Raw genomic sequence first — 17,274 nt, 5'->3', positions numbered from 1 at the left:
AATAATGTTTTGGAGCAGCTATGTGGTTTTTGCTGGTATTGATTTTGGGGACAGGAGCTTTAGCGGTGTGGATGTGGAAACGTCCGGATCCGGTGAAACGTGATCAGGCCAAAGCCGAGTATCATGATTTATGGATTGAGCAGGTTGATGCGCAGCTTAAACATGCAGCACGATTGAGTTCAGATCCGGAGCATCCGAACTATGAACGTGCCTATCAGATTTATCAGGGACTGGCTCAGCAACAGGAAATCCCACAAGCCTATGTCGGGATGGGTCTGATGCATCTGCAAGGTCTGGGACATGAGCAAAATACTGAAAAAGCCATCAGCTACCTGGACAAAGCCTTTCGCCTAGGTAGTGATGAAGCAGCTTATCATCTGGGTCAAATTCATGAAGGAGAGGCATATCAGCAGGCTGACCCGGAAAAAGCCCTGTACTGGTACCGTCATGCGGTAGCACGGGGTAATCTGGATGCCCAGTATCGTATCACTGAACTTTCTTCTGCCGAAGACCATCAAAACGAGATGATTGCAGAAAAACAGCGTCTGGCATTATTCATTCAAAATGCCGGGCAGGGTCATGCCAATTCGCAGTATCAGCTGGCCCAGTATTATCTGGCTGATTCTGCAGCCCAAGATTTAGTGCAAGGAATACATTATCTGTTTCTGGCGGCTCGGCAGGATCATTTGGCTGCCAATCAGCAGATCGCCGATGATTATGCGCATGGACAGATTCTCCCCCAAGACTTGACGCAATCGCTGCAATTTATTAAACGCTGTATCAGTCTCGGTGACCAGAAAGGTCTCTATGATTATTATGCCGGTGTGTTGCAAGGCCGTATCGATCCCGATCAGCGTCGGCGCGTGTTTCAGCATTTATTGCAGCAGTCCAAAGATCACGCCGATGCACACGCCAAGGCTTTAATCGGGCTGGCCTATTTTCATGGCTGGTATGTCGATAAAAATGAAACCATGGCATTTCGTTACTGGTCGGAAGCGGCCAACAGCAAACATGTGCCTGCCTTATGCATAATTGCTGCGCTGTATTTTGAGCAGCATCTGGTTGCCAACGAACCGCAAAAAGCATTTGAGTTATATCAGGCTGCCTATCGGCTTAGTCCTAACGATGTGTCTGCACAGATGGGGATGGCGCTGTGTTATTTAAATGGTATTGGTACGGCGAAAGATACGGGTAAAGCCACACAAATGATTCAGAGCGCGGCACAGCAGTATTGGCAGATTGTGGCTCAGTCTGAAGCGGATTTAATTTATAGCGTCGGCCGGTTTTATAGTCTGGCTGAATATCCATTGTCGACACGTGATAAAGCTGTCCAGTACCTGAATCAGGCAGTTGCGAAAGGTTCGAAAGAAGCGGCATGGTTCCTGTACCAAGCTCTCTCAGGTATTTATCCTGTGTTTAGCAATAATGCAGAGCTGGCCAATCGTTATCTGCATCAGGCTGCACAATTGGGGCATGCCCAGGCACAAGCAGAAGTGGGCTTGAAGTATCTTAAAGGGCAACAGATTGCGCAGGATATTGCCTTAGGCTTGAGCTATCTGCGAAAAGCAGCTGCTCAGCAGAATGGTGTGGCACTAAATGCTTTGGGCGAAGCATATGAGCAGGGTCAAGGAGTTGAGAGTAATATTGAACAAGCCGTACAGTATTATCAGCAGGCGGCAGCGCAGGTGAATGTGGATGCTTATAGCCATCTTGGACGTTTATATACCAAGGGCATTGGCGTGGAGCGTGATATCGGAACCGCACGAGACTGGCTGGAAAAAGGCAGTTTACTCGGACATGAGCGATCCAATGAATTATTGAAAAATGTGAATGCTTATTTGCAAATGCAATAATTTTCCTCGAATCACACGCACTAAAAAACCGCTGTTGGACAGCGGTTTTTTTATGATTCAGGTTGGATTCAAGGCAATTCCCGGAGGGGGCTACCACCCAATGCCTGCATTAAAGTTACATAGGCATTGTACTGGTTTTGTCTGGTTTGCACCAAAGCCAGCCGGGCATTTCGTGTGGTCTCCTGTGCATCCAGCAGGTTTTTCAAAGCTATAGCTCCATTACGATAACGCACTTCAGTCAGACGTTCTGTACGTTCAGCCAGTTCAACATTGCGTTGCTGTAATGCGACCTGTTTGGTTAGCTCAGTACGGTTCGACAGGGCGTTTTCGACATCAGCAAAAGCCTGATATATAGTCTGACGATACTGGATAATGGCTTTTTCATATTCCAGTTCATTCACCTGTAAATCACGCTTCATGTCATTCCATTGCAGGAAAGGCAAGCTCAGACCGGCACCTAAAGTCGCAACCGGATTTTTTAATGCATCTGACAATGAGGTGCTGCTGCCCACACCGGTACTCAAACTGCCGGTCAGGCTAATAGACGGATAATAACTGGCTTTATTGGCATCCTTGTTGGCCAAAGCCCTGCGTAAACGCAGTTCGGTTGCTCTCAGGTCAGGACGACGTGCCAGCAGGCTTGCCGGCAAGCCGGCTTCAATCGCAGGCAAGGCAATGTTGGGTAAACGTTGTGGTTCCTGAAGAGAGAGTTGCTGCACCGGTATATTCAGCAGTACCGCAAGTGCTGTACGCGTTTCTACCCGTTGCTGCGCTATCTGGCTTAAGGTCGCCTGCTGGCTTTGAATGGCCTGTTCGGCTTGGGTCAGATCAAGACCGGATACTGCACCGGCACGATACTGGACATTCACCAGATCATAAGTACGCTGTGCAGTCGCCAGATTTTGTTGCACCACACTATAACGCTCATTCAGATAGGCCAGTTGCCAATAGAGTTGCGCCGTGGTGCCGATCAGGCTTTGTGCGGTTGCCTGCAAGTCTTCCTCAGAGGCTAGGGCTTCCCAGCGAGCGGCTTCGGTCTGATTGGCCAGTTTGCCAAACAGATCCAGCTCATAGCTTAAACCTGGATAATTAATCCCAAAACCTGATGAACTATCACCATTTTCTAAATCAAAACTTCTACGTGTTGTCAGTCCGGCATCGCCAATACGGACCCCTTGCTGGCTTTGCGTTTGTCTGGCCTGAATCCGGGCCTGCTGCAAATTAATCCCGGCCACGGCCAGGTCACTATTGGCTGCCAGAACCTCATTCACCAGATTATTCAATTGTGAATCTCTAAATAAAGTCCACCACTGATCTGTCAGAATATCGGCATGGATCTGCCGGCTTAAAGCCTGACTATTTTGAAAATTGTTAGGCACCTGAAGAGCAGGTGGCTCATAGGGTGTTTTTACCACTGCGGCACAACCGACCAGCGAGCTTCCTAGCAACAGGGCACTGGCAAGCTTGGTTAAATTCATTTGCATATCAGATTCCTTATTCGCGAGAGAGTGCATCGACTGGGTTCAGACGAGCGGCATTACGTGCCGGGATAAAGCCGAACACAATCCCGATCAAGCTTGAGCAGACAAAGGCGGCTATGATCGAAGTGGTTGAATATGCCATCTGGAATGTACTACCAGCAAAATGGGTGATCAGTTGGCCAATCCCGAGGGAGAGCAGCACACCCAAAATGCCACCTAAAATACACACCAGCACCGCTTCAATCAGGAACTGTTGCAGAATGTCACTTTGACGTGCACCCACCGCCATCCGTACTCCAATTTCCTGAGTACGTTCAGTCACTGAGACCAGCATGATGTTCATCACCCCAATTCCGCCGACGACCAGTGAAATCACGGCAATCGCTGAAATCAAAAGGGTCATGGTCGCTGTGGTTTGCTGAATGGTTTCACGGATACTGTCGGCATTCTGGGTAAATACATCCTGCGCACCATGCCGCTGTACCAGCAGATTCAGAATTGCATTTTCCGCTGCTGCACTTGGGTATTCATCCTTAATCCGTACAATGATACTGCGCACATTGGATTGCCCCAGCATACGGCTCATTACGGTGGAATACGGCAAATACACATTCAGGCTGTCATTATTACCCATCATGCCTTTTTGCGCGTCGATCACACCGATAATCCGGCTCGGGACACTGCCCAGTAAAAGCACCTGTCCTACCGGATTGGTACCATCCTTAAAAAAGGTATTTTTGGTATTGGTGTCAATTACCACATCTTGTGCCTGTTGCGTGACACTGTTGCGGTCAAAGGGCTGACCAGACTGGAAGGTCATGCCACGTACATAGAAGAAATCTTCACTCACCCCATTTACCGTGGTTGAGGCTTCAATTTCTTTATAACGTCCGGTGACGCTGCTATTTACCGACGGACTGACACCATCAACATACGGCTGTTCGGCCAGCGCATCGGCATCGGCTGGAATTAGGGTTTTGGCTTGTGAGGAGCGGGAATTATCTCCAAAGCCTCGGCCCTGAAATACGGTAATAGTATTGGTTCCCAGACTGCTGATATTTTCCAGAATCTGCTTTTGTGAACCATTTCCGAGCGCCACCACCGAAACCACAGAGGCGATCCCGATAATAATCCCCAGCATGGTCAGGAAAGTCCGCATTCGGTGTGCATTCATGGCCAGCAAGGCCATACGGAAGGCTTCACCCAGACGGTCAACCGCGGAACGCCATGAAGAAATCTTCTTTTTTTCATTGCGGATCAGCGGCTGTTTTTCAAGATGGTCTTCGACTTCAGGAACATTCGGCTGATCGGAAATGATATTTCCGTCCGAAATCTCAATAATTCGGGTCGCATTTTTTGCCACATTATGGTCATGCGTGACCAGAATAATGGTATGACCCTTGGCATTCAGTTCACGCAGAATCCGCATTACCTCTATACCGCTATTCTTGTCCAAAGCCCCTGTCGGTTCATCGGCCAGAATCACGTCACCACCATTCATCAGCGCACGGGCAATCGAGACACGTTGCTGCTGACCACCTGACAGTTGGCTCGGACGGTTCTGGGTTTTTTCACTCAGACCCAAATCGGTCAGAATCTTGACCGCACGCTCACGGCGTTCCGATGAATCCTCACCGGCATAAATCGCGGGGACTTCGACATTGCCGGCTGCACTTAAGTCACCCAGCAGATGATAGCGCTGGAAAATAAAGCCAAAATATTCACGGCGTAATTGCGCCAGTTCATCCGCTTCCAGTTCCCGGGTTTCACGACCTTTGACCTTATAGCTGCCAGTGGTTGGTTTATCCAGACAACCCAGAATATTCATCAGGGTCGATTTACCCGAACCGGACTGGCCGACAATCGCCACCAGCTCACCCGGATAAATTTCCAGATTGACCCCTTTTAAAATCTGAACCGTGCTTTCACCCGCAGGGAATTCACGTACCAGATTTTTCACCTCCAGAAGAGGCTGTTGTTGTGAATTCATGCTTACATTCTCATTGGGCCACGGCTATTGCCACCGCGTTTTGCTGCATCATTGGAAGTGTCGGAACCATCTGCAATCACCACCTGATCGCCGCGTTTCAGGCCTTTAATCACTTGCGCTGTCACACGGTTATTTAGTCCGATCAGTACAGGGGTTGGTTTTGCAGTACCATCGGCTTGCAACACACGAACCATGCCACGCTGTGCTTTACCTTGTTCAATCAGGGCACGTTCAGCATCGGAAAGCACCAGACGGGCAGGGCGATCACCTGCAGCTCGTTCATCACCACGGGCTTGATTCTGAGCTTCGTTAGGTTCAGATGGGGCACCAGCACCGCGGGAGCCTTCACCACGATTCGGACGTTGTGGACGGTTTGAACTTTGAATGGCAGCAGCTGGAATAGTCAGCACATTCCGTGCCTCATCCAGAATGATATAGACCTGCGCTGTCATATCAATACGCAGCTTGCCATCTTCATTGGGTACATCAAACAGGGCGTTATAGTACACCGCAGAGCCTGAAGTTGAGCTTGAGGTATTGTTATCGGTATTGATCGAATTTGGTGCAGGCTCAACCTGACGCAGTTTGGCGTAAATCTTTTTGTCAGTATTGCCCAAAGTTGTGAAATAAACAGTTTGGCCTTTATGGACTTTCATTACATCCGCTTCAGAAATTTCAGCTTTAATGGTCATGGTGTCGAGTTGGGCCAGTTTGACTATAGTCGGTGCGCTCTGGTTGGCATTCACGGTTTGACCTTCTTCGGTCACAATCGCCACGATAGTGCCATCCATCGGTGCCACAATCTGGGTGTAGCCGAGGTCTTCCTTGGCAGTGGCTAAAGTCAAACGCGACTGTTCAATCTGCGCATTAATAGCAGTGATATCCGCCTGGGCAGTTTTATAGTTTGCCAGTGCAGATTCCAGTTCAGAGCGTGAAGTCGCATCTTGTGCATACATGGCCTGCTGACGCTTATACTCAGCTTCAACTTTGGCCAGATTGGCCTGTCTGACCGCCAGTTGGGCCATCTGATTTTTAATGCTGGCTTCAGCCGTTTTTAACTCATTTTCCTGACGGACAGAATCAATCTGGGCAATCAGCTGACCTTGCTTGACCTGATCTCCGAGTTGCACATACATTTTCTTGACCTGACCAGAAACCTGGGCGCCGACACTGACCATTTTGGTGGCTTCTAAAATACCGGTTGCCAGTACAGAGCTTTCAATGTCTCCTACAGTCACCTCAGCGGTAATATATTGCGGAGGCTGTTCTTTGGGTTTGAGGAAATACCAGCCTGCAGCGATTAACGCAATGGCAATCACGGCGACCATAATCAATTTCGTCGGTTTTATTTTTGGCATGATCAATATAGTTTCAAAATCAGATAATTGTGAACAATTATAAGAGTGAAATTAGGATAAATCGTGTATTTTTTTAATTTATAATGAGAATTGTTTTCTATTGTCGGGCTAAAAAACAACATGGCATAAAGTCTGATTTTATATAAAAGATTCATTCAGCTGTTCATGCTGGCATAGCTAAATTTGATGAATTTTGAGATAGAAGAAGTAATTTATAGTATTAGTCACATGACTGTTTAGTTAAATAGTCACTGTTTTGAGCGGTATTCCTGAAATCTGGTTTCTGTTTAAAACTCTACAACGAATAACGATAAAAATTTCCCCTAAAGCCAAAAAAGTTATAGAAAGATTTAGTGATATCTGCTGTAAAAATAATTATTTTTTAACGGCAGGCTTTTTTTATTTTTTCTTGTGATTAGCTCATGCCTTCTTTTAAAAATTAAAAAAATCTATGTTTTACATATAGATTTAAATAAATAAAGCTTGTAATATTTAATTCCATAAAAAAATTATGGTTTTATTTGTGCGGAAAAAATCGCCTATTTGTCAGCAAAAAATAATACGACTTTACTAATAAAATTAATGAGGTGTATAGATGGAATGGAATGAAAGTTACAATATTGGAATTGAGGTGATTGATCACCAGCACCGGCAAATTCTGGATTATATAAATACTTTGGAACAAGTTAAAAATACGGGGAAACGCGATAAAATCAAGGAAATTCTAGATGATTTAATTGACTATACCCAGTCACATTTCAGCTTTGAAGAAAATTTGCTGCAACAGGTAAATTATCAGTATTTACCTTCACATCGCGGTATTCACGAATTATTTGTCAAACGGCTCAATGATTATCGTCTGAGATTTGAACAAGGCGAGTCCATTGAAAAAGATTTATATCGTCTGCTATCTAAATGGCTAATTAACCATATTCAACATGATGATCAGGACTATGTCGATGCAGTACGTGACAATATGTTGAGTTACCTGCGAACGCAGGAAAAGAAAAAAGGCAAAGGCTGGTTTGCACGTTTCTTCAGTTAGGCATGCTGGGATGCAAACAAGGTTTGACCGCACATTTCAGTAATGGCCTGTAAGATCAGATGTTCAGGGTTCTCTCTGGACATCCCTTTAATAGCGGCATCAATCCGGATTAAAAGCTGTGGCCAGGTCAAAAAGCGTTGTGGACTCAAGCGACGCAAGGCCTGTTGATACAAGCTCACTTTTGTCTTCCAGATGCCGATTTGTAACGCATTTTGAGGTTGTTCAAACAATTGCATCAACAGACGCATTTCTTTGCTGATGCTCCACAAAATCAGGCTCATCGGTTCACCTGAAGCAATCAGATATTGAAAGATTTTGATAGATTGCAACAGGTTGCCATTTAGCAGGGCATCACTCAGGTCATAGGTACTGTAACGGGATTGGTCCTGCAAGCAGGCATACAGATGTTCAATCTGGATTATCTCTACTTCAGCAAAAGTATCAGCCACGCGCATCAGACTGTTTTTGGCTGCCAGTAAATTATGCTCATGATGCTGTTCCAGCCATTGCCATGCATCATTCGCCAGTTTAATGCCAAGCTTTTCTGCTTCAATACTGAGAATTTGCTGACGGTCTTTGGGATAATTTGCCACCAGTGAGACATTCACCCCATTGGCATCCATCACCTGAAAAAAGCTGGATTTCAGACTGTTGGCATCCTGCTTCGGCATGACCACCAAAAGCAGGTTATCGCTGTCTTGCTGTAGATAGCTTTTCAGCAGTTTTAGCCCGCTGGCATCCGGCTTGATATTGCCATGTACTTCAATTGCCAATTGTGTTGAAAATAGCGACAGGCTGTTTAAGGCATTAAAAACAGTTTTCCAGTCAGCGGCCGAACTAATGTCATAGCGCTGACGTTCAATATCCTGCTTTTGCCAGGTGGAACGGAAGGCATCAATTAAATTCTGTTCTAATAGAGGCTCTTGACCATGCAATACCCAAGCACCGCGAGCTGCGTCGACACGTTTGAGGGCTTGCAGATAATCAAGTTTCATATGGCAGTCTTATTGAGCAGGTTGTGGTGGGGTATTTTGTTTGACTAATGGTAAGCGGTTTGATGAGATCTGACGTGCGATCTGCTGAGCCACATCATCAATAATCACATGATCCAGAAACTTTTGTTCCTGGTCATCAGTGTTTACTGTTTCAATGTCGTATTGATAAGAACGTGTGGCTACTACAGTTCGTGGTTCAGTGATCGGATTGCCTTGTGCATCTTCAATCTGAAACGTCACATTTAAGCGCAACAGGGTTTCGACCAGTTTACCATTCAGTTCCAGACGGCGAGGAGCATAATCCAAGACACGCAACACATATGCATTCGGTGCATTACTCAGTTGTATGCCTGCTGCACCGAGGTAAACCGCCAGTTTTTCTTGCAGTTCGTCAGTGTCGGGTGGTAAAGACAGGCTCATAACAGAGTAAGCAACAGGTGCGGAGCTCGGATTGGTTCCTTTCAGATGGAAGCCACAGCCGGTCAAGCCTGCACTCAGACCACAAGTTAAAACAATTGCTGCTAAACGTTTGCCCAAATGCATGTGTTGCCCTCTATGCTTCCCAAAGGGGAATATTTGAAATTCTGATCTGGATTGTAAAGTCAAAGCCCGTTGACTGGCAACGGGCTTTGTTTGGGAATTGTTTTTTAATCCCTACCTTTTTCTAGGTAAAGATTAAATCCCTCCAAACCTCCCTTTAAAAAGGGAGGCTTTCCCCCTCTTTTTTAAAGAGGGGCTAGGGGAGATTTTTAAACCACCAAGTTCACCAACTTATTCGGTACAACAATTTCTTTCTTGGTTGGACCGGTCAAGAATTGTTGAACTTCAGGTAATGCTTTTGCTTGAGCTAGGATGTCATCTTTAGATGCATCAACAGACACTTCTAGTTTGCCACGAAGCTTACCGTTCACCTGAACTACGATAGTTTGCGTATTACGTGTTAATGCAGACTCATCCACAGATGGGAACAATACTTTTTCCAATTCGATGCCAAACTGAGCCAATAATGTTTGACTTAAGTGCGGTGCAAATGGCGCAAGCAATGTAAGAAGCGTTGTAATAGACTCACGTGCAACCGCTACATCATTGTCATCTTTCGCTTCAAACTTGTTGTTCGCGTTTAGAAGTTCCATCATCGCTGCAATGGCAGTGTTAAATGCATGACGACGTTCGATGTCATCACCCACTTTTTGGATAGTTTCGTGTGTTTTACGACGCAAGTCTTGCGCAGCAGTTGAAAGCGCAGCTTTGTCGATAGTTGATGCGTTGTTGCCTTTTTCAAGGAAGCCAGTCGCCAAACGCCATACACGTTTCAAGAAGCGGTTAGCACCTTCAACACCTGCATCAGACCATTCAAGTGACTGATCTGGTGGAGCTGCGAACATCATGAACACACGTGCAGTATCTGCGCCGTATTGATCAATAATCGATTGTGGGTCGATACCGTTGTTTTTCGACTTCGACATTTTTTCTTGACCGCCAACGACAACGTCTTGACCATCTTCTTTGTATTTCGCAGAAGTGATACGACCTTTTTCGTCACGTTCAAGTTCGATATCGGCAGGGTTAAACCATGTTTTCTTACCTGATTCCGCTTCGCGGTAATACGTATCAGCCAGCACCATACCTTGGGTTAACAAGTTGGTGAACGGTTCATTGCCTTGTACCACGCCTTCATCACGCATCAATTTGTGGAAGAAACGAGCGTATAACAAGTGCAGAATCGCGTGTTCCACACCACCGATGTACTGGTTGACAGGTAACCAGGTTTGACCCGCTTCTGGTTTCACCATGCCATCGGTAAAGTCAGGTGATGCATAACGTGCATAATACCAAGATGACTCTACGAAAGTATCCAAGGTATCTGTTTCACGACGTGCGTCGCCACCACAGCATGGACATTTAGTTTCATAGAATTCAGGCATTTTGTTCAGTGGGTTACCTGAACCATCTGGAACCACGTCCGTTGGAAGTACTACAGGCAGTTGATCTTCTGGAACAGGGACTTGGCCACAGGTGTCACAGTTGATCATTGGAATTGGACAACCCCAATAACGCTGACGAGAAACACCCCAGTCACGTAAACGGAATTGAACTTTAGCATTCGCAAGTTTAGTTGGTTCTAATTTTGCAAGGAAAGCATCATAGGCACCTTGGAAGTCTAAACCATCAAATTCGCCTGAATTGACCAGTTTGCCTTCTTTCGAACCGTACCATTCTTGCCATTGAGTTGCATCAAAGTCTGCATCGTCAGCACCTTTGGCATCAATGACTTGCTTGATGGTTAAGCCATATTTGTTGGCAAATTCGAAGTCACGTTCATCGTGTGATGGAACCGCCATCACCGCACCTGAACCGTAAGACATCAATACATAGTTGGCGATCCAAACTGGAACTTCTTCACCTGTGACAGGGTGTTTTACAGAAAGACCGGTTGCCATGCCTTTCTTCTCGGCAGTCGCAAGATCAGCTTCTGCCACAGAACCCATACGGCATTCTTCAATGAATGCAGCCAATTCAGGATTGTTTTCAGCTGCTTTAAGCGCCATTGGATGTTCTGCTGCAACCGCAACATAAGTCACACCCATCAATGTATCGGCACGTGTGGTAAATACAGTTAAACCATCTGCGTACACGTCTGGATTCGCTGACGGGAAGGTGATTTCCATCCCTTGTGAGCGACCAATCCAGTTACGTTGCATGGTCAAGACTTGTTGTGGCCAACCGTCTTTCAATGTGTCTAGGTCGTCCAGTAACTCTTGCGCATAGTCAGTGATGCGGAAGTAGTACATTGGAATATCACGTTTTTCAACCAATGCACCTGAACGCCAGCCGCGACCATTTTCAACCTGTTCATTGGCTAAAACTGTTTGATCCACTGGATCCCAGTTCACGGTTGAAAGCTTACGGTAGATCAGACCTTTTTTATAAAGCTGAACAAATAACCATTGTTCCCAACGGTAGTATTCAGGCGTACAGGTTGCGAATTCGCGATCCCAATCCACTGCCAGACCAAGTTTTTTCAACTGGTCGCGCATGTAGGCAATATTTTCAAAGGTCCATTTTGCAGGAGCAACCTGATGCGCAATTGCTGCGTTTTCCGCAGGAAGACCAAAAGCGTCCCAACCCATTGGTTGAAGCACAGTTTCACCTTTTAAACGATGGAAACGGCTGATCACGTCACCAATCGTATAGTTACGCACATGACCCATATGCAGTTTGCCACTTGGGTAAGGGAACATCGAGAGGATATAACGACGTGGACCTTCTACAGTGTCGGCAACTTTAAAGGCTTTGCGAGATTCCCAGTCCTGCTGGACTTGAGGCTCAATCGCACTGGCTTGATATTCTGAGTCAATGTGAGTAGTCATATACGTAATACAAGAGAACGGTTAAAAAATTATGAGGCACAGCATAGCGCAAAATGCACCTAAAAGTGAATTTTGCACCCGCATTTCCCGAAGAAAAAATGACTGGTGTATAGAGGGATGCCTTATAAAGCGACTGCACGATTTTTAGATTGTTGCAATGCTTCATTGGCTTCATGTTGCTGCTGGTCTTGATTCGCTGGAACTTGAGGTGATTGTTGCAGCTGTTCCTGAGAGATATTTTCAGTTTGTTCTACAGATTCAGCAGTTCTAGGCGGTGTTGGAGCTGAATTTTTCCAGCCATAGGTGTCTACTGTGGTGGCTTTCCTTGCGGATTTGGGTGGTGGGGTTTTGGTATAATGCGTGACACCTTTTGCATCGACCCATTTATGATACTCGATCGCGGAAGCGCTACTGCTACAAACGCTCAAAGAAACTGCACAACTCAGACTGAAGGCAGTTAAAAAAGATATTTTCATTGTTCTTGGGCCCCGTCTTTCTAGGCGTAAATTGCTGCAATCATTGTAATAATGTTTTCAATAGAAGTGATGGTTTTTTAGCTGTTTGATCACTGTTAATTGATGGCATAAATATCCCCTTGAATTTAAATACCGAGAGATAAATTTTCGTATACAAAATTTATTGATAAACCATTTGCTTTAATTTAATAAAAATTCATTCATTTTTTTTATATAAGACATATTAAAAATTTATAAAAATAAACTATTAAGTATATGAATTATATTGAATTAATTAAGGTTGTAGGAAGCTGGGGGAATGGCTGCAAGCAGTAATTGCTGTTAAAAACAGCAAATTTGAATGCTATAAGCACAGATTGCCTGTTTTTTAAACTTGACTTTAAAGCCTGAAAACACAAGAATGCTGCAATAGTTTTATATGCCTTAGATCGATCACCCTTCGACTAAGAGTCATTTCATGCAGTGGGCGATTTCTCTAGCCGAGAAATTGAACAAAGCTAAGCAAAATATGTTTATCCCAACATGTTTTAGGTCTTGTATTGCTCGAACAGCGAAGAGATCAGATTTTTTTCCTATTGCTATGAAAACTATGAAATTTGTGTGCTATAACAGTGCAGACAGTTAACAAATGAAACACTGCAAATGCCTCCCATTTGTGCAGTGAATAATATTAGGGTGAATCACGTTGGAACTTCTATCTGGTGGTGAAATGCTCGTTCGCGCATTAGCGGATGAAGGCGTTGAACATGTTTTTGGATACCCAGGCGGCGCAGTACTACATATTTACGACGCGCTATTTCAACAAGACAAAATCAATCATTACCTCGTACGTCACGAACAGGCTGCCGGCCACATGGCAGATGCCTACTCGCGCGTGACAGGTAAAACCGGTGTTGTGCTGGTGACTTCAGGTCCGGGCGCAACCAATACGGTAACCCCAATTGCAACAGCCTATATGGACTCAATCCCGATGGTGATTTTGTCTGGCCAGGTTGCGAGTCATCTGATTGGTGAAGATGCGTTCCAGGAAACCGATATGGTCGGGATTTCCCGTCCGATCGTGAAGCATAGCTTCCAGGTGCGTCATGCCAGTGAAATTCCTGCGATTATCAAGAAAGCCTTTTATATCGCGTCCTCAGGTCGTCCAGGCCCGGTGGTGATCGATATTCCAAAGGATGCGACCAATCCTGCAGAAAAATTTGCTTACGAATATCCAGAAAAAGTGAAGATGCGTTCGTATCAACCACCGTTCCGTGGTCATTCGGGCCAAATTCGTAAAGCGATTGAAGAATTGATCAATGCTAAACGCCCAGTAATTTACTCTGGCGGTGGTGTGGTTCAGGGCAATGCTTCAGAACAATTGACAGAGCTAGCACATTTATTGGGCTATCCAGTAACCAATACCTTAATGGGTCTTGGCGCATTCCCGGGTGATGATGAACAGTTCATCGGTATGCTCGGTATGCATGGTACTTACGAAGCCAACATGACTATGCACAATGCAGATGTAATTCTGTGTGTAGGTGCGCGTTTCGATGACCGTGTAACCAATAACCCTGCAAAATTCTGTCCGAATGCCAAAGTCATTCATATTGATATTGATCCGGCAACGATTTCAAAAACCATTATGGCGCATATCCCAATCGTGGGCGCTGTAGAGCCGGTATTGAATGAAATGCTGAACCAGTTGAAGCAGATGAATATATCCAAGCCAAATCCTGAAGCGATTGCGGCATGGTGGAAACAGATCAATGAATGGCGCAAGGTTCATGGCGGTCGTTTTGAAGCGGGTACTAATGGCGTAATGAAGCCACAGCAAGTGGTTCAGGCATTGGACAAGGTAACCAATGGCGAAGCGATCATCACTTCTGACGTAGGACAGCATCAGATGTTTGGTGCGATGTATTACAAGTACAAACGTCCACGCCAATGGATCAACTCAGGTGGTCTAGGTACCATGGGTGTCGGTCTGCCATATGCGATGGCGGCGAAGCTTGCCTTCCCGGAGCAGCAGGTGGTGTGTATTACCGGTGAAGCATCGATTCAGATGTGTATCCAGGAACTTTCGACCTGTAAGCAATATGGCCTGAACGTCAAAATCCTGTGCCTGAATAACCAGTCTTTAGGGATGGTGAAGCAGTGGCAAGATATGAACTATGAGGGACGTCATTCAAGTTCTTATGTAGATTCATTGCCTGACTTTGCAAAGCTGATGGAAGCTTATGGCCATGTCGGCATTCAGATTAACCATGCAGACGAGCTTGAATCCAAGCTCGAAGAAGCGATGGCAATCAATGACAAATGCGTATTTATTAACGTAATGGTTGACCGTACCGAACACGTATATCCGATGCTGGTTGCAGGTCAATCGATGCAGGATATGTGGTTGGCTAAAGGGGAGCGCACGAAATGAGACATATTATCTCTGTACTCGTAGAAAACGAATCAGGCGCGCTTTCCCGCCTTGTCGGCTTGTTCTCACAGCGTGGCTATAACATCGAAACATTGAATGTTGCCCCGACTGAAGATCCAACACTTTCACGTTTGACATTGACCACCTATGGCGATGATCACAAGATTGAGCAGATCACCAAACAGCTTAACAAGCTGGTTGAGGTGGTTAAAGTGGTGGACCTGTCTGAAGGTGCACACATTGAGCGTGAATTGATGTTGATCAAAGTGAAAGCATTGGGTTCTTCTCGTGACGAAATCAAACGTACGGCGGATATTTTTCGTGGTCAGATCGTTGATGTAACACCAACGACCTATACCGTTCAAATCGCAGGGACTACTGAGAAAGTGGATGCGTTTATTGATGCACTTGCAGAACACACGATTCTAGAAGTGGTACGTTCTGGTGTATCCGGGATCGCACGTGGCGAAAAAGTTCTAACAATCTAAATTTTTAAATATTTCCTCATCTGTACAAGAAGAGGGGTCAGGCAATGTGAATTTAAGGGGCATTGCCTGATTTAACAGATAAACAAGCATTCAAGCGGAGACAGCAATGCAAATTTTTTACGATAAAGACTGTGACTTATCTATTATCCAATCTAAGAAAGTAGCGATTATTGGTTACGGTTCACAAGGCCACGCGCATGCGCTTAACCTCAAAGATTCTGGTGTTGACGTAACTGTTGGTTTACGTGCTGGTTCTACTTCTTGGAAAAAAGCTGAAAATGCTGGTCTTAAAGTTGCTGAAGTTCCTGCTGCTGTTGCGCAAGCTGACGTAGTGATGATCTTGACTCCAGACGAATTCCAGTCTCAACTTTATCGTGATGTAATTGAGCCGAACATTAAAGAAGGTGCTACTTTAGCATTTGCTCACGGCTTCTCTGTTCTTTACAACCAAGTTGTTCCACGTGCTGACTTAGACGTAATCATGGTTGCACCTAAAGCACCTGGTCATACAGTGCGTTCTGAATACCAACGTGGTTCAGGTGTTCCTGACCTTATCGCAATTCACCAAGATGCTTCTGGTAACGCTCGTAATGTTGCACTTTCTTATGCTTCAGGCGTAGGTGGCGGCCGTACAGGTATTATCGAAACTTCATTCCGTGAAGAAACTGAAACTGACCTATTCGGTGAGCAAGCAGTTCTTTGTGGTGGTGCAGTTGAATTGGTTAAAATGGGCTTCGAAACTCTTGTTGAAGCTGGTTATGCGCCTGAAATGGCATACTTCGAATGTCTACACGAACTTAAATTGATCGTTGACTTAATGTTCGAAGGCGGTATCGCGGACATGAACTACTCAGTATCTAACAACGCTGAATATGGCGAATATGTAACGGGTACTGAAGTAATCAACGAACAATCTCGTGAAGCGATGCGTAATGCGCTTAAACGTATTCAATCTGGCGAATACGCGAAGATGTTCATTAACGAAGGTGCTTTAAACTATCCTTCTATGACTGCTCGTCGTCGTCAAAACGCGGCTCACGGTATTGAAGTAACTGGTAACAAGTTACGTGCGATGATGCCTTGGATCCAAGCGAACAAGATTGTAGATAAAGAAAAGAACTAAGGTTTCGTGCCTTAAAAAGAGGAAAGCAGCGCTTTCCTCTTTTTTCGTACCTTGGATCCAAGCAAACAAAATCGTTGATAAAGAGAAAAACTAATTTCTCGTATCAATTGATTTTGAATGCGAAAAACCCACTCTTTTAGAGTGGGTTTTTTTAAAACCTAACATTGCGTGTCTTTTGCTTCATGCAAAGCAATGCTTTTTGATAGTGAAAGAGAAGCCTTTTTTTATTTCATATTAAGTAAGCGAAAGCAAGATGAATTAAAATAATAAAATTTTTAAATAAGGTTGTAATAAATTAATTGAGAAGTAGCTATTATCTTGATTAATTCAAGTGAATAATGATTAAACTGAGGATGATGAAATAAAATCGCGTATTTGACTTTTTAATTAAAAAATCATTTGAGATTTAATATTACTTGGTTAGAATTACTAGGAGAGCAAGAAGCCAATATTTTAAAACTAGATTTTATTTGAAAACTAATTAAAAAATATCTCTGTAATAAAAATTTATATTGGATTTAATTGTAAATTGTAAGACTTTGTAAAATTTAAAAATGAGATTAATATAGTCAGATATTTTTATTTAAAATAATATAAATATCAACTCTGCACACGACAAAAAAACAAAAAAGTCTGTTAAAGCAAAGGCATAATAGTAATTTTTAAGACGAATCAGACCAT

General features: G+C 44.6%; 12 protein-coding genes. 5 read left to right on the top strand and 7 right to left on the bottom strand.

Going from position 1 to position 17,274, the window contains the following annotated elements; translation table 11 throughout:
• The first annotated feature begins 20 nt into the window (after window positions 1–20).
• On the top strand, window positions 21–1,853 hold the full coding sequence (locus VXP95_RS01550; RefSeq protein WP_416711254.1) for a tetratricopeptide repeat protein: 1,833 nt from the start codon (window positions 21–23) through the stop codon (window positions 1,851–1,853).
• Window positions 1,854–1,921: 68 nt separating this feature from the next.
• Here VXP95_RS01550 and VXP95_RS01545 read toward each other — a convergent pair whose 3' ends face one another.
• Genes VXP95_RS01545 through VXP95_RS01535 form a run of 3 tightly spaced genes read right to left on the bottom strand, consistent with a single transcriptional unit; the run spans window position 1,922 to window position 6,682 of the window.
• Window positions 1,922–3,337 (bottom strand): efflux transporter outer membrane subunit, encoded by a 1,416-nt coding sequence (locus tag VXP95_RS01545; RefSeq protein WP_416680392.1) that lies wholly within the window; start codon window positions 3,335–3,337, stop codon window positions 1,922–1,924.
• Between the two features lie 10 nt (window positions 3,338–3,347).
• Window positions 3,348–5,324: a MacB family efflux pump subunit gene (locus VXP95_RS01540; protein ID WP_416711253.1), complete on the bottom strand. Its 1,977-nt coding sequence runs from the start codon at window positions 5,322–5,324 to the stop codon at window positions 3,348–3,350.
• A 2-nt stretch (window positions 5,325–5,326) separates the two neighbouring features.
• Entirely contained in the window at window positions 5,327–6,682 is a 1,356-nt protein-coding gene (locus VXP95_RS01535) for a MacA family efflux pump subunit (protein WP_416680388.1), read from the bottom strand.
• 595 nt (window positions 6,683–7,277) lie between these two features.
• On the opposite strand from VXP95_RS01535, the gene VXP95_RS01530 reads away from it, so the two are divergent.
• Window positions 7,278–7,727: a bacteriohemerythrin gene (locus VXP95_RS01530; RefSeq protein ID WP_064094791.1), complete on the top strand. Its 450-nt coding sequence runs from the start codon at window positions 7,278–7,280 to the stop codon at window positions 7,725–7,727.
• Here the strand turns inward: VXP95_RS01530 and holA are convergent.
• From holA to VXP95_RS01510, 4 genes are all read right to left on the bottom strand, one after another.
• Window positions 7,724–8,722, bottom strand: a complete 999-nt coding sequence (holA, locus tag VXP95_RS01525; protein ID WP_416711251.1) for a DNA polymerase III subunit delta — start codon at window positions 8,720–8,722, stop codon at window positions 7,724–7,726. The genes VXP95_RS01530 and holA overlap by 4 nt on opposite strands.
• Window positions 8,723–8,731: 9 nt before the next feature.
• On the bottom strand, window positions 8,732–9,265 hold the full coding sequence (gene lptE / locus VXP95_RS01520) for an LPS assembly lipoprotein LptE (RefSeq protein ID WP_064094789.1): 534 nt from the start codon (window positions 9,263–9,265) through the stop codon (window positions 8,732–8,734).
• 206 nt (window positions 9,266–9,471) lie between these two features.
• The gene (gene leuS / locus VXP95_RS01515) at window positions 9,472–12,093 is read right to left on the bottom strand and encodes a leucine--tRNA ligase (protein ID WP_416711250.1); all 2,622 of its coding nucleotides are present in this window, start codon (window positions 12,091–12,093) and stop codon (window positions 9,472–9,474) included.
• Window positions 12,094–12,215: 122 nt separating this feature from the next.
• Entirely contained in the window at window positions 12,216–12,569 is a 354-nt protein-coding gene (locus VXP95_RS01510; protein WP_416711249.1) for a DUF4124 domain-containing protein, read from the bottom strand.
• A 685-nt stretch (window positions 12,570–13,254) separates the two neighbouring features.
• On the opposite strand from VXP95_RS01510, the gene VXP95_RS01505 reads away from it, so the two are divergent.
• From VXP95_RS01505 to ilvC, 3 genes are all read left to right on the top strand, one after another.
• Window positions 13,255–14,982, top strand: coding sequence for an acetolactate synthase 3 large subunit (locus VXP95_RS01505; protein WP_416711248.1), 1,728 nt, complete (start codon window positions 13,255–13,257; stop codon window positions 14,980–14,982).
• Window positions 14,979–15,470: an acetolactate synthase small subunit gene (ilvN, locus tag VXP95_RS01500; protein WP_064094785.1), complete on the top strand. Its 492-nt coding sequence runs from the start codon at window positions 14,979–14,981 to the stop codon at window positions 15,468–15,470. The genes VXP95_RS01505 and ilvN overlap by 4 nt, the downstream gene beginning before the upstream one ends.
• Before the next feature lie 106 nt (window positions 15,471–15,576).
• Window positions 15,577–16,593, top strand: coding sequence for a ketol-acid reductoisomerase (gene ilvC, locus VXP95_RS01495; RefSeq protein WP_144724060.1), 1,017 nt, complete (start codon window positions 15,577–15,579; stop codon window positions 16,591–16,593).
• Window positions 16,594–17,274: the final 681 nt, after the last annotated feature.

Origin of the sequence: Acinetobacter sp. 226 (assembly GCF_048147925.1) — a bacterium.
GTDB classification, from domain to species: Bacteria; Pseudomonadota; Gammaproteobacteria; order Pseudomonadales; family Moraxellaceae; genus Acinetobacter; species Acinetobacter pecorum.
This window is presented reverse-complemented; position numbering and strand designations above follow the sequence as displayed.